This is a genomic window from Anaerocolumna aminovalerica (assembly GCF_900115365.1).
Taxonomy (GTDB): Bacteria; Bacillota; Clostridia; order Lachnospirales; family Lachnospiraceae; genus Anaerocolumna; species Anaerocolumna aminovalerica.
Genome location: NZ_FOWD01000007.1, coordinates 20595 through 46266, shown reverse-complemented (window position 1 = coordinate 46266; position 25672 = coordinate 20595). Strand labels below are relative to the sequence as shown.

General features: G+C 34.4%; 22 protein-coding genes. 4 read left to right on the top strand and 18 right to left on the bottom strand.

Annotated elements, in window-relative coordinates:
- Positions 1 to 15 precede the first annotated feature (15 nt).
- On the bottom strand, positions 16 to 303 hold the full coding sequence (locus tag BM183_RS05755; RefSeq protein WP_091685171.1) for a co-chaperone GroES: 288 nt from the start codon (positions 301 to 303) through the stop codon (positions 16 to 18).
- Between the two features lie 386 nt (positions 304 to 689).
- Between BM183_RS05755 and BM183_RS05750 the strand changes: the two genes are divergently transcribed.
- Positions 690 to 1403, top strand: coding sequence for a DUF6062 family protein (locus tag BM183_RS05750; RefSeq protein ID WP_091685170.1), 714 nt, complete (start codon positions 690 to 692; stop codon positions 1401 to 1403).
- Between the two features lie 147 nt (positions 1404 to 1550).
- On the opposite strand, the gene BM183_RS05745 is transcribed toward BM183_RS05750, so the two are convergent.
- Together BM183_RS05745 and BM183_RS05740 are read right to left on the bottom strand one after the other, a co-directional pair.
- On the bottom strand, positions 1551 to 2396 hold the full coding sequence (locus tag BM183_RS05745; RefSeq protein WP_091685168.1) for a DUF2225 domain-containing protein: 846 nt from the start codon (positions 2394 to 2396) through the stop codon (positions 1551 to 1553).
- A gap of 12 nt (positions 2397 to 2408) precedes the next feature.
- Entirely contained in the window at positions 2409 to 4112 is a 1704-nt protein-coding gene (locus tag BM183_RS05740; protein ID WP_091685314.1) for a glutamine--tRNA ligase/YqeY domain fusion protein, read from the bottom strand.
- A 457-nt stretch (positions 4113 to 4569) separates the two neighbouring features.
- On the opposite strand from BM183_RS05740, the gene BM183_RS05735 reads away from it, so the two are divergent.
- Entirely contained in the window at positions 4570 to 5496 is a 927-nt protein-coding gene (locus tag BM183_RS05735) for a serine hydrolase domain-containing protein (RefSeq protein WP_091685167.1), read from the top strand.
- A gap of 205 nt (positions 5497 to 5701) precedes the next feature.
- Here BM183_RS05735 and BM183_RS05730 read toward each other — a convergent pair whose 3' ends face one another.
- From BM183_RS05730 to BM183_RS05670, 13 genes are all read right to left on the bottom strand, one after another.
- A complete protein-coding gene (locus tag BM183_RS05730; protein ID WP_091685165.1) occupies positions 5702 to 5962 on the bottom strand; it encodes a hypothetical protein in 261 nt (86 codons plus the stop codon).
- 322 nt (positions 5963 to 6284) lie between these two features.
- Entirely contained in the window at positions 6285 to 7349 is a 1065-nt protein-coding gene (hisC, locus tag BM183_RS05725) for a histidinol-phosphate transaminase (RefSeq protein ID WP_091685163.1), read from the bottom strand.
- Positions 7350 to 7351: 2 nt separating this feature from the next.
- Positions 7352 to 8551, bottom strand: a complete 1200-nt coding sequence (locus BM183_RS05720; protein WP_091685161.1) for a pyridoxal phosphate-dependent aminotransferase — start codon at positions 8549 to 8551, stop codon at positions 7352 to 7354.
- 350 nt (positions 8552 to 8901) lie between these two features.
- Entirely contained in the window at positions 8902 to 10119 is a 1218-nt protein-coding gene (locus BM183_RS05715; RefSeq protein ID WP_091685159.1) for an MFS transporter, read from the bottom strand.
- Between the two features lie 735 nt (positions 10120 to 10854).
- Entirely contained in the window at positions 10855 to 11475 is a 621-nt protein-coding gene (locus BM183_RS05710) for a cytidylate kinase-like family protein (protein ID WP_091685157.1), read from the bottom strand.
- A gap of 124 nt (positions 11476 to 11599) precedes the next feature.
- Positions 11600 to 12310, bottom strand: a complete 711-nt coding sequence (locus BM183_RS05705) for an ABC transporter ATP-binding protein (RefSeq protein ID WP_091685155.1) — start codon at positions 12308 to 12310, stop codon at positions 11600 to 11602.
- Between the two features lie 41 nt (positions 12311 to 12351).
- The gene (locus tag BM183_RS05700) at positions 12352 to 13110 is read right to left on the bottom strand and encodes an ABC transporter ATP-binding protein (RefSeq protein ID WP_091685153.1); all 759 of its coding nucleotides are present in this window, start codon (positions 13108 to 13110) and stop codon (positions 12352 to 12354) included.
- Positions 13111 to 13127: 17 nt separating this feature from the next.
- Complete coding sequence (locus BM183_RS05695; RefSeq protein WP_091685152.1) at positions 13128 to 14120, bottom strand: branched-chain amino acid ABC transporter permease; 993 nt, start codon at positions 14118 to 14120, stop codon at positions 13128 to 13130.
- An 8-nt stretch (positions 14121 to 14128) separates the two neighbouring features.
- On the bottom strand, positions 14129 to 15007 hold the full coding sequence (locus tag BM183_RS05690; RefSeq protein WP_091685150.1) for a branched-chain amino acid ABC transporter permease: 879 nt from the start codon (positions 15005 to 15007) through the stop codon (positions 14129 to 14131).
- 274 nt (positions 15008 to 15281) lie between these two features.
- Positions 15282 to 16430 carry an ABC transporter substrate-binding protein gene (locus tag BM183_RS05685; protein WP_091685148.1) on the bottom strand — a complete coding sequence of 383 codons (1149 nt, stop codon included), beginning with the start codon at positions 16428 to 16430 and terminating at the stop codon, positions 15282 to 15284.
- A 279-nt stretch (positions 16431 to 16709) separates the two neighbouring features.
- A complete protein-coding gene (locus BM183_RS05680) occupies positions 16710 to 17081 on the bottom strand; it encodes a hypothetical protein (RefSeq protein ID WP_091685147.1) in 372 nt (123 codons plus the stop codon).
- Positions 17041 to 18585 carry an ATP-dependent Clp protease ATP-binding subunit ClpX gene (gene clpX, locus BM183_RS05675; RefSeq protein ID WP_091685145.1) on the bottom strand — a complete coding sequence of 515 codons (1545 nt, stop codon included), beginning with the start codon at positions 18583 to 18585 and terminating at the stop codon, positions 17041 to 17043. The genes BM183_RS05680 and clpX overlap by 41 nt, the downstream gene beginning before the upstream one ends.
- Before the next feature lie 570 nt (positions 18586 to 19155).
- The gene (locus tag BM183_RS05670; protein ID WP_091685143.1) at positions 19156 to 20796 is read right to left on the bottom strand and encodes a S1C family serine protease; all 1641 of its coding nucleotides are present in this window, start codon (positions 20794 to 20796) and stop codon (positions 19156 to 19158) included.
- A gap of 345 nt (positions 20797 to 21141) precedes the next feature.
- On the opposite strand from BM183_RS05670, the gene BM183_RS05665 reads away from it, so the two are divergent.
- Positions 21142 to 22563 carry an undecaprenyl-phosphate glucose phosphotransferase gene (locus BM183_RS05665; RefSeq protein ID WP_091685141.1) on the top strand — a complete coding sequence of 474 codons (1422 nt, stop codon included), beginning with the start codon at positions 21142 to 21144 and terminating at the stop codon, positions 22561 to 22563.
- 217 nt (positions 22564 to 22780) lie between these two features.
- Positions 22781 to 23809, top strand: coding sequence for an LCP family protein (locus BM183_RS05660; RefSeq protein ID WP_091685139.1), 1029 nt, complete (start codon positions 22781 to 22783; stop codon positions 23807 to 23809).
- Positions 23810 to 24015: 206 nt separating this feature from the next.
- Here BM183_RS05660 and BM183_RS05655 read toward each other — a convergent pair whose 3' ends face one another.
- Together BM183_RS05655 and BM183_RS05650 are read right to left on the bottom strand one after the other, a co-directional pair.
- A complete protein-coding gene (locus BM183_RS05655; RefSeq protein ID WP_091685137.1) occupies positions 24016 to 24258 on the bottom strand; it encodes a TIGR04076 family protein in 243 nt (80 codons plus the stop codon).
- A 69-nt stretch (positions 24259 to 24327) separates the two neighbouring features.
- Positions 24328 to 25620: an MFS transporter gene (locus BM183_RS05650; RefSeq protein WP_091685136.1), complete on the bottom strand. Its 1293-nt coding sequence runs from the start codon at positions 25618 to 25620 to the stop codon at positions 24328 to 24330.
- Positions 25621 to 25672: the final 52 nt, after the last annotated feature.

Below are 25672 nucleotides of genomic sequence, written 5' to 3'. Positions count from 1 at the left end.
TCAATTACCTCCTAATTAGTCTTCAACGATAGCAACGATATCGTTTTGTTTTACTACAATAAACTCTTCATCCTCTAATTTAACTTCTGTTCCGGCATATTTGGAGTAAATAACTTTATCTCCTACTTTCACTTGCATTGTAACTTCTTTGCCGTCTACCACTCCGCCCGGTCCAACTGCAATAACCTCAGCCTGCTGTGGCTTTTCTTTTGCCTGACCCGGTAAAACGATACCTGATTTTGTTGTTTCTTCTGCCTGTAGTTGTTTTAACACTACTTTGTCTCCTAATGGTACTAACTTCATATCATTTTCCTCCTTAAACATTTTTAATATACAGTTCTAAGGCTTTCTTTTTGATAGACTCTTCAATGCCTTTTTCATGTTATTAGCACTCACTTCGATTGAGTGCTAACTGATAAGTTATATATTAGTAAATTTGTTTTTAATATGCAAATGTACTTCTGTTTTAATTTTCCTTGAATTTATGTGTTTTTCTTATCTTTCTCTTATTTGCTCTTTATTTCTTATTATTTCTCACTTTTTCATTATTATTCCTTTAAAGTTCTTTAAAATTCATCTTCTATCCGGTAAATGGATCACTTTGGATAAGATAAAACTTGGTTTTAACTCTACTTGAATAGGTTTAGCCCTAATGGTATAATGATTCAAAAAGTAAAGGCAGGTTTCAAATGAAAGAAAAACTATATACCATTCCGGTTAATGATGCATTTTTGGAAGATTGTGAATGTCCCCTTTGCCTAATGATAAAAACATTGGAAACAAATGCCATTGAATTCACTATGGGACCAAGTTATATGGAGGATGATATTAGAGCAGAAACCGATAAGGCAGGTTTTTGTAACCATCACATAAGGGTGCTTTATGAAAACCAGAATCGCCTTGGTTTAGCCCTCATATTAAAAACTCATATGGATAAAACCATACAACATTTGGAGTCACTCTCCTCTAACAAAGTTAAAACCTCTGGTTCCCTATTCAAAAGAAAACAAGAAACATCCACCATTGCTTCTTATACAAAAAAATTAGAAAATTCCTGTTATATCTGCGACAAAATAAATACTACCTTTGAGCGCTATATCGCTACCATATTCTCACTTTATCAAAATGATGACCAATTTCGCAGTAAGTTTTCAAATTCCAAAGGATTTTGCACCTCTCATTATGGACTACTTTATGAAGAATCATACAAATATTTAAATGGAAATCTGTTAGAACGATTTATAAAGGAACTAAATGATTTGTATTTTTATAATATGAAACGAGTAAAAGATGATTTGGAGTGGTTCATTGATAAATTTGATTACCGTAATACCAATGAACCGTGGAAAAATTCCAAAGATGCATTACCCCGCACTATAACCAAAACCAACAGCATCCTTTAAAGCAAAAAAGCTGTTGGCATAAAGCTGTCATTCTAAGTTCTTGGGTTGGAAAAATCCACAGAATCTCTTCCTTTTATAGATTCTTTAAGCATAAAATCCACCACATTATGCTCTTAGAATGACAATTCTTTATACAGCAACAGCATATTATTTGTTCTTTAATAATTCTTTTAAATCTCTGGCTTTTGCTTTAATTCTCTCATTGGCATTTCTGGCTATTAAAACCTTAGATATCCATCTGCTGGCCTCATCATAGTTTCCTACTCTTCTTGCTAAGTCCGCAACCAGATAGGTTACCGTATGTTCATCCATTCCGCACATAGGAAACATTTCTTTAGAAAAAGCATCAATAAAACCTTCATAAGCATTAGTTAAAAATTCTAATTCCTCATTCTGTAACTGCTCAATCTGCTCTTCATAGTCAGGAGTATCCTCCGGCAATGTTTCTGCCTTTCCGCGAAGCAGCCATGCTGTCTTTAGACAGGTATAAGCACGTTCACTGATTTTGCTTCTTTTCACTATGGTGTTAACCAAAGCAAGTTTATGACGTGCAATGGCATCATCATAAGTATATTCATCACCATCTTCATTAATTCCTTTGAATGAAGATGAAATTTGTTCTCTGATCAGTTTAGCCTGTGCTGAAGTCATGTAGTTAAAAAATCGGTTTAATGCAGAATATCCACAATGAGGGCAAACAACCGCATCGTATTTTAATGAATCTACATTTTGATATTTGGGCCGTAAATCTGTGTCTGCTGAAACCAGTTTGATTTTACCTGTTTTAATTGTTTTTACTTTAAATTCTTTCTCACAAACAGGACAGGTATAAGTTTTTTCGAAAAGGAAATCTGCTTCAACAATTTTTTCTTTTTCGTTTGCCTGTGCAGAATTATCTCCATTCTTACTGTTTTTATCTTCTGAAGCATATACATCCAGATCCGACATTTTCCCCAGACCAAAGGCCTCTAATCCTGAAAATAAATTAGCCATTTTTATCCTCCTTTAAACAGGCTTATATGAGCTCTTTAAAGACACTATCCGATTAAATACTAAGTGCCCCGGTTCTGAATCCTTTGCGTCAACGCAAAAATAGCCGTGTCTTAAAAATTGAAAACTGTCATATGCTTTCGCATTCTCCACACCAGGCTCTACAAAACATTCTTTTAAAACAGTAATGGAATTTGGATTCAAATTTAAACTTCCGTCCTCATTATAAACGCCTTTTTCTTCATCTACAATATTCTCGTACAATCTTACTTCTGCTTTCACAGCAGTTGGCTGTGCAACCCAGTGAATGGTGCCTTTTACTTTACGCCCTGTAAAACCAGAGCCACTTTTTGTTTCCGGATCATAAGTACAGTGAACTTCTGTTACTTTACCGGTTTCATCAGTAATATAATCCGTACACGTTACAAAGTAAGCATGCATTAGGCGGACTTCATTTCCAGGGTATAAGCGGAAGTATTTCTTTGGTGGTTCAATCATGAAATCTTCCCTGTCAATATATAATTCACGACAAAATGGAACTTGTCTGGTTCCCATTTCTTCGTTTTCCTGATTATTGGGCACCTCAACATATTCCACCTGTCCCTCAGGGTAATTGGTGATTACTAATTTGATTGGATCTAATACTGCCATTACTCTGGACTTCTTTAATTTAAGGTCCTCTCTGATACAGTATTCCAGCATGGCATAGTCAACTGAACTATTACTTTTAGACACACCGCATAACTCCATGAACATCTTAATGGATTCCGGTGTAAAACCTCTTCTTCTTAAAGCACTGATAGATACTAATCTAGGATCATCCCAGCCATCCACGATTCCTTCTTCCACCAGTCTCTTGATATATCTTTTTCCGGTAATTACATTGGTTAAATATAATTTTGCAAATTCGATCTGCTTTGGAGGGTTCTCATATCCTACCTCTTCAACAACCCAGTCATAAAGTGGTCTGTGGTCTTCAAATTCCAAAGTACAAATAGAATGAGTAATACCTTCAATAGCATCTTCTATAGGATGTGCAAAATCATACATAGGATAGATACACCACTTATCCCCTGTATTATGATGATGCATTCTGGCAATACGATAAATAATCGGATCTCTCATATTAATATTAGGGGATGCCATATCAATCTTCGCCCTTAATACTTTTGAACCATCCTCATATTTTCCATCCTTCATTTCTTCGAATAATCTTAGATTTTCTTCTACCGAACGTTCCCTATAAGGGCTGTTTTTTCCCGGTTCTGTTAAGGTTCCGCGGTATTCACGAATTTGGTCAGCCGTCAATTCACATACATAGGCTTTTCCCTTTTTGATTAATTTAACAGCCGCTTCATACATCTGTTCAAAATAATTAGACGCAAAGAACAATCTATCTTCAAAATCTCCACCAAGCCATTTAACATCAGCTATGATGGACTCTACAAATTCTGTTTTTTCCTTTGTTGGATTAGTATCATCAAATCTTAAGTTAAATTTACCCCCATATTTTTGTGCCAGTCCGTAATTTAGTAAGATAGACTTGGCATGTCCAATATGCAGATAACCATTGGGTTCAGGCGGGAACCTTGTTGTAATAGCCCCACAATGACCTTCACTTATGTCCTTTTCAATTATTTGCTCTATAAAGTTCTTGGATACTGTCTCTTTTCCTGCATCCTCTTTGGTTTCGTTCTCAACAAGTATTTCGTCTTTCATGCCATCTTTATCCACGGCAGTTCCTCCTTCAAGCAGTAACTTCATTTAAGGTATATAATACCACAATTAAAAATAATAGTCAAAGTCCATATCGGTAAATTCAGTTTCCAGTAATAGTATATTAGTCTCAAATTTGAGGTATTTTATTCAATAAGTGCTAAGAACTTACAAGGACGCTTTGCCTGGATAGGTATATAATATGATAAATATTAATCTCGAACATTGATTTGACTTGTGGTATAATAATACAAATAAAGTTGAGTTTTTGAGCCCAATTACAACTATTAGAGCAGGTATATTAAAATTGAGATTAATACCTTTTGAAAGGTATTATATTGATTATAATATATGGTGAATTTTTAATATACTCTAGTTTGTTCTATAAATTTAATACTATTTAGATAAATAATAGGTTCAAGTATTAATGTAAAATATATCTTAAATGGAGATAGTTACGATGAATAATGAATTATTATGTGATTTAATATCCTCAGTAAAAAATCAGAATCTTCATGTACTGAATGTAGTTGTTAGACAAGATGGTAATATTATAGCAAAACATGATTTTGAAGAAGAAAAACCTGTACTTTTGTATTCCGTAAGTAAAACATTTACATCAATGGCAGTGGGTATTGCTATTAGCGAAGGATATTTTAAGATTGATGATCATGTGGTGGATTTTTTCTCTGATATTCCATCTTTATCAATGAATGAGTATTTAAAGGAATTAACTATTCATGATTTACTTTGCTTGGGAACCGGGCAGGCAGAATGCCCGGTAATGAAGGCTGATTGGAGCAACGGCAAGGACTGGGATATTTGTGAATTGTTCTTTAATGAACCTATTGTCTTTAAACCAGGTACCCATTTTACTTATAATAATGCCGCAACTTATATGCTTTCAAAAATTATTAGTATTACTACAAGTATTAACTTGGATGAATATTTGGATAGAAAAATATTTAGACATTTAGACATTCCGAAACCCAGATGGGATACCTGTCCTAAGGGAATTCCTCAAGGGTTTTCAGGCCTGTACTTAACAGCTGAGCAATTATCCAGATTTGGGCAATTACTTCTGGATAAAGGATTCTGGAAAGGTAAGCAGCTTATTCCTTCCGGTTATATAGAACAGGCTGCATCTGTTCAAATAGAAACCAATGATTTTAACCCATACTTTGCAACAGCAGATCACCATCAGGGATATGGATACCAAATCTGGATGAACTCCTATCCTAATTCATATCGTATGGATGGATTATATGGTCAATATGTTGTAATGCTGCCAGATAAGAATGCCGTAATAACATACGTTTCAAATGAACCGCAGAATATGACAGGGGTTCTAGAGCTTACATGGAATACCTTAATTAATAAATTGTAATTTATCCGTATTATAAGTAAGTTTTCTTTAACTATGTCTGGTGAAAAATGCATATGCCTTGTCATATTTTTCGGTTCAATAAGTTAACATTTTAATTTTATCTGTCTAATTCTTAGCATTGGTCAGAATGAGTCTGCACCAATATGTAACAGATGGACTAAATGACTTAGAAGCAGGCCCCATTTACTATCCTTTTACATATCTATTATTTAAATAACTTGTTTCCTTTTTCACCTATTGACTTATTTAAAGCAGAATATAACATTATCGCTATTCCAACAAATAGTAAAATAATAAATAAAATAAAAAATATCATTAAGTTATATGTATGTAAAAACCCTAGAAATTGATTGGCATAATCACTATAATTCGTCCGATTAACGATTGATAAATTTATCATCATTAAAATTGCTATAAAATTTGATAGGTACAAAATACATCCTGTTACAAATATTTTATTTTTCATATTTTTCCTCCAGAGACTTGAATTTTTTCTGCCCTTAGTGTTACGTCCAAAAAGTGTATTTTATGTTTTTATGAGTTCCTTCAGACGCAGGTTGAATATTGTTCCATACGCCAATGTATTAACTTATTTTACCACATAAATAGAATCTACTCTACAAATAAAAAACGCCCTTCAGTTTCGTATTAAACTAAAAGACGTTTAGGTTCTATTACTTTATTGAGATAGATTCATTTCCTGTTTGACTGTTACTGGCCCCAACGGTTTTTCTGCTGTAACATATCAAGCCATTAATTTCTTCAAATGAGACAGCACGATATTTATATTACTTTCTTTTATGGATATATTCTTTTAGAACCTTTATTAATGCGTCCATTTCTTTATCTGTTCCCACTGTAATACGAAGGTAGTTATCAATACGGGGTTTCTTAAAGTAACGCACAAATATCTTCTCTTCCCTTAGTGCAGTATAAAGTTCTTCTGCTGGAATGAATTCATGGGTTGCAAAGATAAAGTTGGTTTTGGAATCCGGGAAAGAGAATCCCAATTCTTTTAGTTCCCACATAACCCGGCTTCTGGTTTTTGTTATCATTGAAGTACATTCTTCAAAATAGGCCCTATCTTTTAAGGCCTCCACTCCAAGATGGATGGATGTCTGATTCATTGTATAAGAGTTATAGGAATATTTTACGTCATTTAATGCACGGATTAGTTTTTCACTGCCAAAGGCATAACCAATTCGCATACCTGCCATGGATCTGGATTTAGAAAAAGTCTGTACTACCAAAAGGTTATCATATTCTTTTATTAAGCAGGCAGCACTGATTCCTCCAAAGTCTACATAGGCCTCATCAATAATTACCACACAATCCTGATTATGTTCTATTATATCTCTTACTACATCTAGTTCTTCATATATGGAGGTGGGGGCGTTAGGATTAGCAATAACTACTCCGCCATTCTTTTTATAATAGTCTTCTTTTCTGATTCTAAAGTTATGGTCTAACTTAGGTCTTTCATAAGGTATGGAAAAAAGTTCTGCCCAAACATCATAAAAAGAATAAGTTATATCCGGAAATAAAATTGGTCTATCTGAATTAAAGAAGGTTAAAAAAGCCATACCCAGTACGTCGTCGGAGCCAACTCCAACAAACACCTGGTCTTTTCCGACTTTATAATAAGCTGCTAAGGTATCTGTTAACAGCTTGGCAGTAGGATCCGGGTATAATTTTAACCTGTCCGTTTTAATATCCTGTAGGGCCATTGCCACTCCCGGCGCAGGTGGATAAGGATTCTCGTTGGTATTTAGTTTAATCATTCCCGGTATATTGGGTTGCTCTCCGGGAACATATGGTACCACTTTTCTTATGTTCTTCTCCCAGGCACTCATAGTTAGCTCCTATCTGCAGTGCTATACTCCTTCGCTAATTTCTCAAATCCCGGTAAGGAGCGTTTTATTGTTTCATAAGCTACACAGTAAGCAATTCTGCAATAACCCGGACATCCAAAAGAAGAACCGGGTACAATTAATATATTATGTTTTTTTGCCGCTGCCGCAAAAGCTTTATCATCCTCTTCTAAAGCTTTTACAAATAAATAAAAAGCACCTTCCGGCTTAATACAGGTATATCCATACTCCCTCAGACTATAATAAAGCAACTCACGGTTTCTATTATAAGAAGCTATATCTACCTCGGCATCTAAGCACCTGGCAACCACCCTTTGCATTAAGGATGGCGCATTTACAAAGCCTAAGATTCGATTGGCTACATTTGCCGCACCTACTACATTGGTATAATCATCTACTTCATTAGGAATAACCAAATATCCGATTCTTTCACCAGGAAGAGATAAGGATTTGCTGAAAGAATAACCTACAATTGTATTATTATAATACTTCGTTAAGTAAGGTACTTCTATACTGTCATATACCAATTCACGATATGGTTCATCCGAAATTAAATAAATAGAAATTCCAAATTCCTTTTGCTTTCTATTTAAAACATCTGCTAATCCTTTAATGGTGGTTTCGGAATATACTACACCTGTAGGATTATTCGGAGTATTTACAATAACCGCTTTTGTTTTCTCTGTAACTCTGGTCTCAAATTCAGCCAGGTCAGGTTGAAAATCATTAATATCAGGAGGTACCACAACTAATTTCCCATCAAAATTATCTACGTAATTACGGTATTCACCAAAGAAAGGTGAAAAGACAATCACTTCATCTCCAGGGTTTAATAAGGTCTTAAGAATAACATTTAACCCACCTGCTGCACCAACTGTCATAATAATATTTTCACCGGTAAAAGAAGTTTGAAACCTTTTATTAAGAGAATCTGCAATAGTTGTTCTTACATCCTGGTATCCTGAATTGCTCATATATCCATGAACCAAATTGGCATCTTCCATATTAATAATATTCAGTATCTCTTCTCTTATTTCTTTTGGCGGCTCTACGCTGGGATTTCCCAAACTAAAATCATATACATTCTCCGCCCCGTAAATATCTGCAAGTCTCTTTCCTTCCTCGAACATGGCACGAATAATAGAACTGTTTTGTACCAATCCAACCATTTTATTTGAAATCATATTAACCTCTATTCCGGCGCTTTTGCGCCATTAAATAATGACCGCAATTTTGTGTACAAGTACAAATTGCCAGTTGAAAAACTTATTTCTCGACCTAGCTCCCATCATCATCTCCTTGCAAATGTTGTATTACCAGAAATCAGGGTGTGAAATTATGCATTTCAAATTCACACTAAACTGGATTCTGGCACTTTGCCCTTTTAATAATGGATAGCAACTTTCCTTTTTTCCCTTTTCATGATTTAATTTCATTCAGTATAGCACAGTAACGTATTAAATTGCAATAATATATAAAAACAATTCAAAGAACACTGTGTAATAGTTTAAAAATAATTCAAATTAATTAGATATTACGTAGTTTCTTTTATTCCCGCTTCAACTAAAGTTTTATTTTTTAATAAGAAAAAGCTTAATAGTAGCATTATAATCCCAGTTCCCATTAACATCCATTCTATTTTTATTATGTCCGATAATGGTCCAAAAAGAAGCATACTTAAAGGAACCATAAAGCTTGCTATCATCCCGAATATGCCAAATACCCTGCCTAAATATTCTTCCTCTGCTTTTTCCTGCAATAGCACCGTGGAAGGTGTATTAAAGAATGGCATAGCAAGTCCAAACACACCCATTATAAACATGTATAAGCTAAAAAATGAGATAATTCCCAGTAAGAAAGTACAACCACCCATTACAAGACTTGATAAAGTCATAGTATGCACCCTGTTCTTAAATCCACCCCAGGAAGCCATAATAATACCGCCTGCCATCATACCAATGGAAAAAGTGACTTCAATTGCAGTAAGCCGCCAAACATCATCCCCAAAACTTCTGGCAACTTGTAAAGGTGTTAAAAATGCAACCGGCCCGGCTAAAATAAAAAAGCATCCAGCAAACAGAAAGAAGTATTTCAAATAGGCATTTTTATTAATATAATCTATTCCTTTCTTCAAATCCTGAAAATAGCTTACCGGCTCATTACTTATACTTCTTGTATGTTCTTGTTCACGTAGAAATACAAGTAATATAACAACTGCCAAAAGTGCTGTTATTACATCAATAAAAAATATTGTTTCAATAGTAGCAACCGAAAGCAACGCTCCGCTAAGCATTGGGGATAACAGCATAACAAAAGCCTGAATACTTCCATTTAAACCATTTATTTTAGTTAATTTATCTTCCGGAACAAGACTTGGAAGAAACGCATTAACTGCCGGAGTTTGAATTCCGGAACCTATTGCACGAATTGTGGTTACTACAAAAAGCATCCAAATGGAATCATACCCTAATATAAAAAATACAGCTAATATAAAAGTAGCTGCGGCTATTAAAGAATCTGATAAAATAATCAGTATCTTTCGATTATAACGGTCTGCCCATACTCCTGCAAAAGGAGAAAGAAAAAAAGAAGGTAAAAAACCGCATATAATAGATACGGTCATCATTATCCCAGACTGAGTCTCTAAGGTTATATACCACATAATTGCATATTGAACTAATGATGAACCAAAAAGGGAGATGGTCTGACTTGTTAAAAATAATATAATATTTTTCATCCAGTTATTTTTCATAGATTGTCTCCTATAGTTTCTTAGTATATAAATATCATAGTACCTTTTGTAAGTCAATAATTGATATGCATCGTATTTTTTGGTGTTTTTTTAAATTATATATAATATGAATGGTTATTAACATATTTATTCAAAAGAAGAAGGTAATAAAACTATTTTAATTATGGGGTGAATACAATAAATATAATTATTCGTATTATAGAAGCATTTGACTGATACAATTTGGGTTCTAAGCTCCTAAATACCGTAAATGATTATGCCAGAAGCGATATAATAGATTCCATCAGTGTAAATATTGGTTTACGTAAAAAGAAACATGTTTTCTATGAAAAACATGGATTTGTTGAGAAGTCATTTAGTCTCATAAAATATCTATAGTATAGTTATTCTATACCTACAGAAGGATGAGAATTGAAGATTTAGAAGAAATTTTAATAACTTAGATTTAGTAAAGAATTGAATGCAGTACTATAAAAGGCTGGTTCAATAAGTCTTACCGATTAAAGAGATACAAAGTGCTTATTGAATTTTAAAAAACATACAAGGTACCAGGTAATATATAAGATTAAAAGAAAAGCAAGTGTAGTAGGTCTCTGAGAGTATGAGATGTTTTTTTGTGAAGTGACTTTGTTTTTTCCAATGTTCTTATACCAATAGAATTCTACAAGTGGAACAAAGAATATATCTCTTACTCTCAAAGATTAAGAACCCTGTACGGGCAAAGGAGATCTATTATTAAGACAGCCTTATATTCAGATAATTTTTGACTATTTCAACACATTTATCGAAACCAAGCTGCATACTGTTAAAGCATAAATCATAATTTCTGGCATCCTGCCAGTCTCTACTGGTGTAGTATCTATAATATTCTGCTCTACGCTTGTCGATGGATTGGATTTTCTTTTCCAGCTCTTTTGTAGGCATGCTGTACATATCCGTTAATCTGGCGACGCAGTCTTCTAAAGATGCATAAACAAATATTTTAACCACATTCTTCATGTCCTTTAAAATATAGTCTGCACAACGTCCAACAATAATACAGGATTCCTGCTCTGCCAGTTCTCGAATAACCTTTGCCTGATAATTAAATAAATTATCGTTGGATACAAAGTCTTCCCTGTCAGGAGGAATTAATTCGCCTTTGTATTCCTTACGCATTATTTTATACAGCAAGCTTTTCTTTAATTGTTCATCTGCTCTTCCGAACAGTTCTTCATTAATACCGCTTTCATCCGATGCCAGCCTGAGTAGCTCTCTGTCATAATAATGTATACCTAACTCCTCGGCAAGCATCTTTCCCATAGTTCTACCGCCACTGCCATAGCCCCTTGCAATTGTAATTACATAATGTTCCATCCTATACCTCCTTTATATTAATAGGAAATAATTGTAACACTAGCTCCCATTGCATGCCGCATCTGCTTGCAGATGTGGCACTGCCTCAAATCGGGGTGTGAATTATGCTTTTCAATAATTCACACTATTCTCCTAAATATGCTTTCTTCACTGAATCATTATTCATCATTTCATCAGCATCCCCTTCTAATACAATTTTTCCCGTCTCTAATACATATGCACGGTTAGCAATGGATAATGCTTTTTTTGCATTTTGCTCTACTAATAATACCGTAGTTCCATTATCGCTGATTTCTTTTATAATATCAAATATTTCTGACACAAAAAGAGGCGAAAGTCCCATAGATGGTTCGTCCATTAATATAATTTTAGGGTGTGACATCAGTGCACGTCCCATAGCCAACATCTGCTGTTCACCGCCGCTTAATGTACCTGCTATCTGGTTCTTTCTTTCTTTTAAACGCGGAAAACGCTGATATACTTTTTCTAAGGTTTCTGAAATTTCGTTTTTATCTTTTCTTGTATAAGCACCCAGTTTAAGGTTTTCAAAAACGGATAATTCTTGAAAGATTCTTCTTCCTTCCGGAACGTGGGCCATACCTAAAGATACAATATTATGGGCGGGTATTTTAGTTAAATCATGTCCTTCAAATTCAATGCTGCCGGCTTTTGGAGAAATTAAGCCGGTAATTGTATGAAGGATGGTTGTTTTACCTGCACCATTAGCCCCGATTAAAGCAATAACTTCTCCTTCATTTACTTCAAAAGAGACGCCCTTTATGGCTTGAATTATGCCATAATATACTTCCAGATTATTTATAGTTAACATTGCCATTGGATTTCCTCCATTCCCTTCTAAACCGTTCAGACTAAAATTTATTCACCAAGATATGCTGTAATAACTTCAGGATTATTCAGTACAACATCCGGAGTTCCCGATGCAAGTTCTGTACCAAAGTTTAGCACTAATATCTTCTCACATATCCCGGACACCAATTTCATGTCATGTTCAATTAGAAGAATGGTAATACGATACCTGTCACGAACCAAACGGATAGTATCCATTAATTCTGCTGTTTCATTGGGGTTCATACCTGCTGCCGGTTCATCTAATAATAAAAGTTTTGGATTGGTTGCCAGTGCCCTTGCAATCTCTAACTTTCTTTGCTTGCCGTAAGGAAGATTACTTGCCAGATAATTTGCCTCCCCTTCCAAATTAAATACTTTTAATATCTCCATGGCCTTCTCCGTCATTTCCTTCTCCAATTTAAAATACTTTGGAAGACGAAGAAAACTGGTAACCAGGTTATATCGGATTTCATTATGAAATGCTGTTTTTACATTATCCAGTACTGTCATTTTCTTAAATAACCGTATGTTCTGAAATGTTCTTGCAATCCCTGCCTGACAGATTTCAGAGGGAGATTTTCCAACTACATTTTCACCATTGATTTTAATCGTTCCTGTTGTAGGCTGATAAACTCCCGTAAGCAGATTAAACACGGTTGTTTTACCGGCACCATTTGGTCCGATCAGACCATACAACTGACCTTCTTCGATACTTAAGTTTACATCATCTACTGCCCGCAAACCTCCGAAGGAGATACCTAAATTCTTAACTTCTAATAATGCCATGTTTTCTCCTCCTTTTGCTATTTTACACGTTTCATATTAGGCTTCATAAACTTTGGTAACTTACCGCTCTCTTCCAGCTTTGTTCTAAATCCTGAGGAACGGAATAACATCATAGCAATTAAAACAACTGCATATAATAGTGTTCTGAATTCATCTACGGAACGAAGCATTTCCGGTAAAAAGGTAAGAGCAATGGCTGCTATAATAGAGCCTTTAATATTACCCATGCCGCCAAGTACAACAATAACAAGTATTTCAATGGATTTGTTATAATCAAAGTCCCCAGGTTTTAATATACTTAAGTTATGTCCATAGAACACACCGGCAACTCCGGCAAAGAAAGCAGCGATTACAAATGCCATAACTTTATATTTACTTACTTTAATACCAATGGATTCCGCTGCAATATAATTTTCACGAACAGATATAATAGCCCTGCCATGTCTGGATTTAACAAAATTAGAAATTAACACTACTGTTAAAATCATTACAATATATACCCATGTATAATTAGAGTATCTTGGTATCTTGGTCAGACCTTGAGCACCTCCTGTAATTTTAAGAGAAGTAAGAACGGAACGTATAATCTCACCAAATGCTAAGGTAACAATAGCAAGATAATCTCCTTTTAACCGCAAAACCGGAAGTCCGATAAGAAAACCCAAAATAGCCGCCATTATTCCACCGGCAATTAACGCCAATGTGAACTCTAAACCTTTTGGCAGATCCATATGAAGGGTAATTAAAGCACCTGTATATCCTCCGATAGCCATAAAACCCGCATGGCCCAATGATAATTCTCCAAGGAATCCAACAGTAAGGCTTAAGGATACGGCAAGGATTATATTAATACCCATTGGAACGATTAAGGATTTACTTTGACGGCTTAAAAAGTCCCCTTCTGCCAGAAAAGTAAGTATAAAATATCCTATGATCAAACATATTACAATAATTATATTTTTTAAAGTAAATATACTGTTACTGTTGGTAACTTTTTTATCCTTTTTCATTGTTCCACCTACACTTTCTCAATTCTGTTTTTGCCCAGAAGTCCTGAAGGCTTCACCAATAGTACCACTACTAAGACCCCAAATACAATAGCATCAGAAAGCTGTGAGGAAATATATGCTTTTGAAATACTTTCTATAAGGCCTAATGCCAACCCACCAATCATGGCTCCAGGGATACTGCCAATGCCACCAAGTACGGCAGCAACAAAAGCTTTGATACCGGGTAGTGCTCCCAAGGTAGGTTGAATTGACTGATACTGACATACAAACAGAATTCCTGCTACAGCTGCTAAAGCTGAGCCAATAGCAAATGTAATAGAGATGGTGCGATTTACATTGATACCCATTAGTTCTGCTGCCGCTTTATCCTCTGATAAGGCTTTCATTGCTGAACCGGTCTTCGTCTTATTAATGAAATAGGTTAATCCAATCATACAAATAAATGTTATGATAAATGTAACAAGAGATATACCCGATATAGTAATACCGCCAATACGAACAGAGTTTACGTTAATAATGGATTTAAAAGCAATTGGATTTGGCTTAAAAATCAGTAAGGCAACACTTTGTAAAAAGAAACTCATACCAATTGCAGTAATCAGCACTGATAAAGCAGGTGCCTTTCTTAGTGGCTTATAAGCAACTTTTTCAATTACAATACCAAGTACTCCGCAAATAATAATTGTTAAAACAACTGCTGCTATCGCAGGCACATTTAGTAGGGCTACCAGCACATACAAGGCATACGCACCTACCATTATAATATCTCCATGGGCGAAATTAATCATCTTTGCAATACCATATACCATAGTATAGCCTAAGGCAATTAACGCATAAATACTTCCAGAACGTAATCCGTTAATTAATTGTTCCAGTATACTTCCCATTTAATTTCACCTCTTCTTCCTTTTTCTTTTTCCATGCAAATTTCTTTATAGTGATTAATTAAACTTTTTTCTTACTAAGATTCTTCGCTAGGCTCAGACTGATTTTAGAATTCATTGCGAATTGTTCTGCGCTAAGCGAAAAATCTCAGACACTTATTATTTTAAAAATTTAAAAAGGAGATCATTAGGATATCACAATAGAATTTTTCATAATTGTAGAAATCCTAAGAATCTCCTTTTGTTCATTCATTTCTGCTAATATAGTTTATTTTATTTATTCAACAGTTATTGCTACATACTTTCCGTTTTCTATTTTGACGAATTTTGCACCTTTGTTTGGTTCACCATCTTCATCAAAGGATACAGAACCGGTAAGACCATCTACTTTAATCTGTGTCATAGCTGCAACTAAATCTTTACTATCTGTTGTACCTGCTTTTTCCAAAGCAGCTTTGATTAAGTATACAACATCATAACCATCTGCTGCGAATTGGTCAGGAACTGCTTTGTATTCTTTCTGATAAGCTTCTACAAAAGATTGAACATCCGGATTTTCATCTGTTGCAACGAATGGACTTAGGAATACAGACCCTTCTAATACTTTGGCATCAACTACCTGAGCAAGAATACCGTCCCATCCGTCAGAACCGATAAAAGGAAGACCCACACTCAATTCGGCTGCCTGTGTAGCAATATAGGAAGCTTCTGTGTAATAGGTAGGAACAAATATGATTTCTGCACCGGAACCTTTAATTTTAGTTAATTGTGTACTAAAATCAACTGCATCTTTTTCAAATGCCTCACTGGCAACAATCTCTCCCCCAAGTTTTGCTACTTCGGCATTAAATGCATCCTTAACACCTGTGCTGTATGGATCGGAGTTATTATATATAACGGCTATTTTCTTATGTCCTAAAGTTTCTATCGCATATTTAGCCATCGTTATACCTTGCACCGGATCGGTAAAACATAATCTGAAAATATTGGGATAAGCAGTTGCACCTGCTATGGAAGCAGATGGTGTGATAGTAAGAATTCCATCATCATTTGTTAAATCTGTAATGGCCATATGAGCATCGCTGGTAACTGCACCAAGTATTGCCTGGGCTCCATTATCCATTACGGTATTATAGGCAGATACTGCTACATCAGGAGAAGCTTCATCATCAACAAAATTTAATTTTAATTGAATCGTTTTATCTCCAACTTTTACACCGCCTTCTGCATTAATTTTTTCTACAGCAATATTGGCACCTTGTTTTACAGATACACCGTAAGAAGCTGCTTTTCCGCTGAGTGGTCCAAGTCCCCCGATAATAAATGCATCAGAACCACTGTCTTTTTTTCCACAGCCTGCGAATAAACTGGCCGTCATTACGGATACTAAACCTAAGCTTAAAACTTTCTTTAAACTTTTTTTCATAAATAATCCTCCTTAAGACTTCATTTAGATAAAATATTTATCCTCTTTATCACTTTCAACTTATTACATATTAATGCATTAAAGTAAAAAGTTTTAAAAAAAAGCCGTTATCTAAACATACAATTAGATATAAAACAAGGCGTTCATCTGCTATTTTCATTGAACGCCTTTATTCTTGTCATATATAATACTATTGTAAATTCTATTTGTCAACTCTAATTTTTATGATAATTTATAGAATTTTTATAAAATTACTGAATTATTTTATTTTAATAATAACTATCGATTATAAATATGCAGTTCACCACCACATTTATCGCAGAAATCCAGACCTTCCAAAGTAATACCACCGCAATCCGGACAGATAATTTTCTCAGGAAGAATTTCTCTTTCTATAATCTCATATTCCTCCTGGGATTCTTGAAGAGAATCTTTAATATCATCCGTATTCATTCTTTCTGTATCCCTTTTTTCCGGTATACTATCTTCTGTACTCTTTTCTACCGTTTTCATTCCTTCTTTAATAAAATTTATTTGATTATCCTTACAGGATTCTTCCTTTTCTATTCTGTTACCGTCCTCATTTTGATTGGTCTCATCTGTGTGAATATTAGAATGTATTATTTCCTTCAATCTTTTTAATGGTCTCATGACTATCTCCCAGCCTAAAGGTACTCCGCATTTCTATAATTGGTCCGCCTTTATGTTCTACATACTCTTTTGTAATAATTACTTTACCGATATTATCATCTTTAGGGATTTCAAACATAATGTCCAGCATAAATTCTTCTATAATAGCTCTTAAAGCCCTTGCCCCTGTTTTTTTCTCCAAAGCTTTTTCTGCTATTGCCTCTAAGGCACCATCTTCAAATTCCAGTAAAACTTCATCTAACTGTAATAACTTTTTATACTGCTTTAATATAGCATTCTTAGGCTCTTTTAAAACTTTCACCAACATATCCTTGGTAAGGCCTTCTAAAGTATATATAATAGGAAGTCTTCCGATAAATTCCGGTATCATACCAAATTCCCGCAAGTCTTCCACTGTTGCTTTCTGCAATAAATTAAAATCTTTATCATACTTATCTTTTAAATCTGCGTTGAATCCGATGGAAGATTTTTTATTCAGTCTTTCTTTAATGACTTTTTCTAAATCCGGAAACGCCCCGCCGCAGATAAACAATATATTCTTAGTATTTACAGTAGTCATGGGAACCATGGCATTCTTGCTGGTAGCTCCTACCGGAACTTCAACTTCACTGCCTTCTAATAATTTTAATAACCCCTGTTGTACTGATTCTCCGCTAACATCTCTGTTGTTGGTATTTCTCTTTTTGGCTATTTTATCAATTTCATCTATAAAGATAATACCTCTTTCTGCTTTCTCCACATCATTATCAGCAGCTGCCAGTAGTTTGGATACAACACTTTCCACATCATCACCGATATAACCTGCCTCTGTAAGAGAAGTTGCATCTGTAATTGCCAATGGTACATTTAATAATCTGGCAAGGGTTTTTACCAAATAGGTTTTACCGCTTCCTGTGGGTCCTATCATTAACATATTAGATTTCTCAATTTCAATATCGTCCATGGTATTGGTAGCCACTCTTTTATAATGGTTATATACCGCCACAGATATTACCTTCTTGGCATGTTCCTGACCAATAATATATTCATCCAGCTGTCCTTTTATAATATGAGGAGATGGGATATCTTTAATATTAAAAGCCGGCTGAGCCTCCTTGGGTTTCTTCTTTTTTATCTTTTGGCTTCCGGGTATCTCCTGTACCTGATTCAGATTCATTAAGTTCGGTGTCAGATTCATCATATCCATATATGACATACCATTGCCATTAATCGTATCAAAGGTCTTTTGCATGCAATCAGAGCAAATACATATATTACTGGGAATGTGAATCATCTTGCCTGCTTTGCTTTCCGGCCTTCTGCAAATATAACAGATTTCTTCATATTCGTCCTTATTCTTAGACTCATCCTTGGTATTATTTATATCAGATTCTTTTTTATCTAATGAATCTTTACTTTCTTTTTTATTTTCAATTTCCCTAAAGTCATTATCCTTGTTGTCAATTTCTCTATAATCTAAATCGATTTCCCTATAATCATTGCTATCTTTGTTGTCTTTATCCATACTTATCTCCTTATCCCGCTGCTGTTGTTTTCAGATTTATATTTATATTTATATATACAGGTTTATTAACGAATACCTTACTATCTTCATTCCCTTATTATATCATGAGCACAAAGCATGTTCATGATCTTGGCACTCCACTGGGAAAATACAAGCAACCTTGCATTTTCCTCATTACGTTTTTATTATATCATGAACGTAAAGATGTTCATGATCTTGGCACTCCACTCAGAAAATACAAACAAGCTTGCATTTTCCTCATTACGTTTTTATTATATCATGAACATAAAGATGTTCATGATCTTGGCACTCCACTCAGAAAATACAAGCAAGCTTGCATTTTCCTCATTACGTTTTTATTATATCATGAACATAAAGATGTTCATGATCTTGGCACTCCACTCAGAAAATACAAGCAAGCTTGCATTTTCCTCATTACGTTTTTATTATATCGTAGACTTTATATGGAAACAATAGACGAATGCTTAAATTTTTATTAAACTTACGTTTCCAGAAAAACTTATATTGAAAAGGACTGTTGCAACTTACTTTTTGCAACAGTCCATATGATTATTTTTCTTCAAATACCTGCTTACTTACCAAATTAACCGTAATTTCCTTTTCTACATACTTTCCATCCTGCATACGCATTATGGAAAGTTTTATGTCAGTACCTGCGCGGTAAGATGATACCTTTTCTTGTAATTGGGTGGTTGAAGATACCTCTGTATCGTTTACTTTGGTAATTATATCACCAATAACGATACCTGCCTTATCAGCACTTCCACCTTCAATAACTCCCCTTACATATACACCGCTGGGCCAATTATAAGCTTCCATAACAGCTTCTGTAATGGGCTCAATATATACACCAAGATATCCTTTTTCTTCATCTTTTATAACTTCACGGTTCATCAGTTCACTTATAATAGGAACCGCTCTGGATATTGGGATGGCATAACCCATACCTTCAACTTCACTGGAGGCGTATTTTACGGAATTGATTCCAATAACTTCACCTTTTGTATTCAGCAAAGCACCTCCGCTATTGCCGGGATTGATCGCGGCGTCTGTTTGTAATAAAACCATGGTATTATTATCAACCTTAACTTCTCGGTCTTTTGCACTAATATAACCAACTGTTACGGATTGTCCGTAACCCAATGCATTTCCAATTGCTACAGCCATTTGTCCAACTTTAACGGAATCGGAGTCACCTAATTTGGCAATCTTAATAGCACCCAAAGTTTCCTTGCTGATTGTACTAATATCAATGGATATTACCGCCAAATCTGCTATGGAATCCCTTCCTTTAATTACTGCTTCTGCCTGAGTATCATCAATAAATGTTACCTTAATTGGATTTGCACCTTCCACCACATGGTTATTGGTTGCGATTAACAGCTCTTTATCATTTTGTCCCACAATAATACCGGAACCACTGCCTTCATTTGGTTCACTATATTGTTGGCCAAACCAATCAAATGTTTTTGTAAATGTTCCTGTAATAGTAACAATGGAAGGCATGGTTGACTCTACAACATCTGTTATATCTGTTCTTTGTTGAATCATACCTTCTGAAACAGTTGTGGTTGGTATTTTTAAGTCTGAATCTTTGGGAATATCCAGATTTAATTTATTTTCAAGTCCTTTAATGCCTGCACTCAAGGAAAAGGCTTTTGCATTGGGATTTATCTTATAGTAAAGTTCATTGACTCCAATGAAAGTACCTCCTGCAACAACACCGAATACAACTGCTGCACATATAACTGCTGCTGCCTTCCTAAAAAATCCCGGTTTCTTTTTCACATTACCGTTATTTGAGGAAGCTTGGCTACTGTGCTTAGGTTGTTCTGAACTTCCTTTTGCCTGACCACTTGGAGTTGGTCCGGCATAAGTGTTCTTTTGTTCATTCTTATTAGATGAAATTTGCTCCGCCCAAAAACTATATGGTATGGATTGATTTTTATTACCAGCACCAGTATTTTCATTTGCAGTATTTAAGCTGTCGTTGTCTTTCATATCAGATACTTCACCACTGTAACTTGGAGTGTTTATGGTTTTCTCATTATTTATTGTTGTATCCTTTATTATATCACCATTCACCCTTTCAATTTTTATTGATTCGTCTTTTACAGTTTCATTGTTCAAATTCTTATCCGGTTGATTTGTATCGTCATTAAAATTTTGATTCTTGTTAAATTCATCCATTATAATGCATCTCCTTTGCTAAAATAATATTAAGATCCATTTATATAAATTCTCAAAAAACTTTTATTCTCAGAGTTAAATTCCAAGAATTTCTTTTAAATAAAATCTCTTTAATCTTTTTTTGTTAAAATTATTGTATCAATCTTTTGTGTATTAAATGTGAATTTTTTGTCTATTTTCTATGTACACTTCTGGTCATATAAAATAGACACAAAATATTAAGAATTTTGTTATTGTAGATTAAAGCTGAATCATGTATTATAATAGTATTACCATGCAATGTAAATATACTGTAAATATGGTGTAAATATATGGAATATCACATAAGTGAATATGGTGAACATTATGGCAAAAAATAATCAAAAAAAATTAAATAAGTTAAGAGTTATTATTGATGGTATTTTATTGTCCCTATCTTTTATCATCGCGTACTTCCTCCGGTTTGACAGTCCATTATCCAGATGGGGTATCTTCAGACTGGATCATACCAATTATCTCCCATTAACAGATTATTTACAAATACTTATTTTTCTGTTACCCGGATACTTAATTATTTATTATTACTGTGGTTTGTATAACCCCAATCTAACTCAAAGCAAACGGTTGGATCTATACGATATTATAAAGGCAAATCTCTTGTCTTTAGCTTATTTTGCTTTAATCTTGTTTTTATTTAAGAAGCAAGATCTTTCCCGTGCAGTAATTATCCTTTTCTTCATTATTAATGCATTATTGAGTATTACTTACCGCTTAATTCTTAATTCCTCCATTCGTATGGCAAGAAGGAAAGGTATTAACCTAAAGCATATCGTGCTGGTAGGTTATAGCGGTGCAGCAGAAGCCTATATTGATAGGATCTTAGCTAATCCACAATGGGGTTATTATATTCATGGAATACTGGATGATAACAAAGAGCGTGGAACCTTATACCGTAATATAAAAGTAATCGGAAGTATTGATGACCTGTTAGAGATTTTACCTCAAAACCATCTGGATGAAATAGCAATTACACTCAGCTTGGATGAATATTCTAAACTGGGACGAATTGTTGCTTTATGTGAAAAATCCGGTGTTCACTCAAAATTTATTCCGGACTATCAAAACTTCTTCCCAACTATACCGTATACGGAAGATTTAAACGGACTGCCTGTTATAAATATACGTAATGTACCTTTAAGTAATGGATTTAATAAATTTATCAAACGTGCCACTGATTTATTTGGCTGTATTGTAGCTCTTTTACTCTTTGGCATACCAATGATTATCGTCGCAATTATAATTAAATCTACTTCATCAGGACCGATAATTTTCTCACAAATTCGGATTGGAAAACATAATAAGGAATTTAAAATGTATAAATTCCGTTCCATGGAAGTACAATCGGAATCGAAGGAGAAAAAAGCCTGGACAACCTCTAACGATCCACGTGTTACGAAGATCGGTAAATTTATACGTAGGACAAGTATAGATGAATTGCCTCAATTGTTTAATGTATTGAAAGGAGAAATGAGTCTGGTAGGTCCAAGACCGGAACGACCTTATTTCGTTGAAAAGTTCAAAGAAGAAATACCACGTTACATGATAAAGCACCAGGTTCGCCCGGGATTAACAGGATGGGCTCAGATTAATGGCTATCGCGGAGATACCTCCATCCGAAAACGTATCGACTACGACTTATATTATATAGAAAACTGGACACTGCGATTGGACTATAAAATATTGTTTTTAACCATATTTAAAGGATTCATAAATAAAAATGCATATTAAACTGAAGATATTATAAAACCATAAACTGTCATTCTGAGAGCGTAAGTTCATCAAAGCTGAACACCTGAAGAATCTAGTAACTAAACTGTCTGGATTCCCACTTCAACAAAGTTGAAATTTTTAACTTTATTGATTTTTTCAACTTTGTTAATTTATGCTCAGAGTGACAGTTTTATGGCAGAAAAAATTTTAATACAATGCAGAAAAGAGGACATATATGAGCAGTAAGAAAAAAAGAAGGAATAAGAAACTAAAAATTGTATTTTTCTTTATAGATATTATATTATTGGTTTTAATAGCTGGTTTTGTGTATTTCTTTTATCTCACCGGTAAAACCAATGTTGACAAATCCGGTGATTCCTCTATCACCTCCAATGAAATAGACAGCGATAGTATAGGCGGTTACCGAAACATTGCCATATTCGGAGTGGATTCCAGAAACAATGCTCTTGAAAAAAGTACACATAGTGATACTATCGTAATTGCAAGTATTAACAAGAAAACAAAAGACGTTAAATTGCTTTCTATTTATCGCGATACATATGTAGATATTCCGGAGCGGGGCTATGATAAAATCAATGCTGCTTATTTTAGAGGCGGATATCCTTTAGCACTTAGCACCATCAATAAGAATTTTGACCTTGATGTAAAGGAATATGTAACGGTAAACTTTGATGCCGTATGTAAAGTAATTGATTTATTAGGTGGAATAGAACTGGATATTACAAAAGAAGAACTAAAGTATGTGAATGGTTACACGAAAGAGTTAAATGAAATTAACGGAACCAATGTAGGTAAATTAAAATCAGCAGGAACCCAGGTGGTAAACGGCACTCATGCTACTGCATATGCCAGAATACGTTACACCAAAGGCGGCGACTTTAAACGTGCCGAGAGACAGCGTATTGTAATTAATAAGATATTTGAAAAGGCTAAGACCTGTGATGTATTAACTATTAATTCCATCGTTAACGAGATGTTCCCACAGATTTATACTAATCTTGACTCTCTTGATATGTTAGATCTGGCTAAGGATATATTCTCTTATAATATAGTGGATCAGGCAGGTTTTCCTTTTGAAAAGATAGCCGATTACTATAAAAAGATATCCTATGTTTTTCCTGTGGATCTGTCTGCAAATGTAACGGAACTTCATAAGTTTTTATTTGATGATCAGGATTATGTACCATCTTCCACCGTTCAGGAATATAGTGATTTTATAAAAGGTATTGTACCTCAGAAATAAAAACGCTTAATCTAGTATAATTAATATGCATTTTTAAAATGTTAAACTATAAGAGGGAGTGTAGAATATTGCAGATATTCTACACTCCCTCTTATAGTTTTTAACCTTATTTAGTACATATCTTTAATTTATTATGTCGTGAAAAAGCTGAATCTTCAGCAGAAAGAGTATTATGTAATAAATTCTCATTATTTATATAAAATAATTCAATCCACTTTTTCTCCATGAATATGTACCTTTCCTCTGTCAGGACACTTCATATCAAACATCGGCGCCTTTCCATTTCCATAATCTAAAACTGCTCCATTTTGAAGGGCATAGACAAATGGATAAATAGAATTCCATAACTCATGACAAATTGGCGGACATAAATCTTCAACAATAAATTGATCCCCAGGCTTAAAATATCCACATCTGCATTTGCTTTCTATGATTGTAAGTTTTACCATCTATCTCCTCCAAAATCACACAATCTATTATAAAAATATTTATATTACATTAAACATAACTTCATATAATTAGTAGTCTAAATCCTTATAAGCCGAATCTTTTAAACTAACCATATTAACTATAAACCCTATTATTCCTGTTATTAAAAAGATTACTGCCATTCCCGAGCCTTTACCTGTTCCTACTATTAATGAAAGTACATGCTGAACTGGAGAGGCTGTTAGCATAAAAGGTTCAAATATATAGTCTGCCAGTATTCCGCCCAAAGCCAGTCCAATAGGTATAGTAATGAACTGAAAAGTATCCCGGGCTGCAAATACTCTTCCCTGCATTTCAATAGGTACTTTTGTCCGCATAATGGTAGTAAGATTTGCATTTAGAAAAGGTAATGGTAAATTGCCTGAAAAAGCAGCGAATATCCATATAGGTGCAATTTGTCCCGTAGCCCAAAGTATATCACATAATAAAAATGATATGGCACAGGATAGAAATATTACTTTCGTTTTATGTGTAGCTGGTTTCATAACCGTAACCAAAATACTACCCAGTAGCGTTCCTATACCAATTGCAGAAGAAACCATTCCCAAAATTGTCTTATTATTGTTCGTTCTTGCAAGTATTAATGCCGGCATGATACTGTTACCGGATATAGATGCCAGAAGATTAATGAAGGAGAAAAACAAAATAATTTTCCATAAAGCTTTATGTTCTTTAAGAAATCTAATTCCCTGTCCACAACTTATTATGAATTTTTCCTTTTTATCCACATAGTTTATCTTAGGTATCTTAATAAACAGCAATAATGTACTAAATGCAATTACAAAAGTAGCTAAATCAAATATAAAAACAGCTTCTAAACCAAAAAAGGAAAGCATTGTAGTTGCAAGGGCCGGGGTTACTATAGTTACAAGTGAATTAGAGAAAGCCTGCAATCCGCTTACCCTGGTATATTGATCTTTGGGTGCAATCAGGGATACTGCAACGTAGGAAGCTGGATTTTGAAATGCATGCATAAAACTAATTATAATATTTATGATATACAAATGCCATAATTGCAGGCTTTTGGTGGCGTACAAATAGAGTACTGCCATAGTTCCAAGTGCTGCAATAGAATCGCTGACAAGCATCACTTTCTTCTTATCCCATTTATCGGCTAGTGTACCTGCAGCAAAACAAAACACTATAGAGGGCAGATAGCTGCACACTGCCAGCCAAGTGATACTTGATACCGTACCTTGCTGTGTATAAGCCCACACAATTAGTGCATATTTCGTCATTTCACTTCCTAAAGCGGAAATAGACTGACCTGCCCATAAAATTAAAAAGCTTTTTAATTCATATAATTTATTTTTTTTATTCATGACTTTGCTCCTTAACTATTTTAATATTTTTAAGTTATGCAAAGTCCGAATA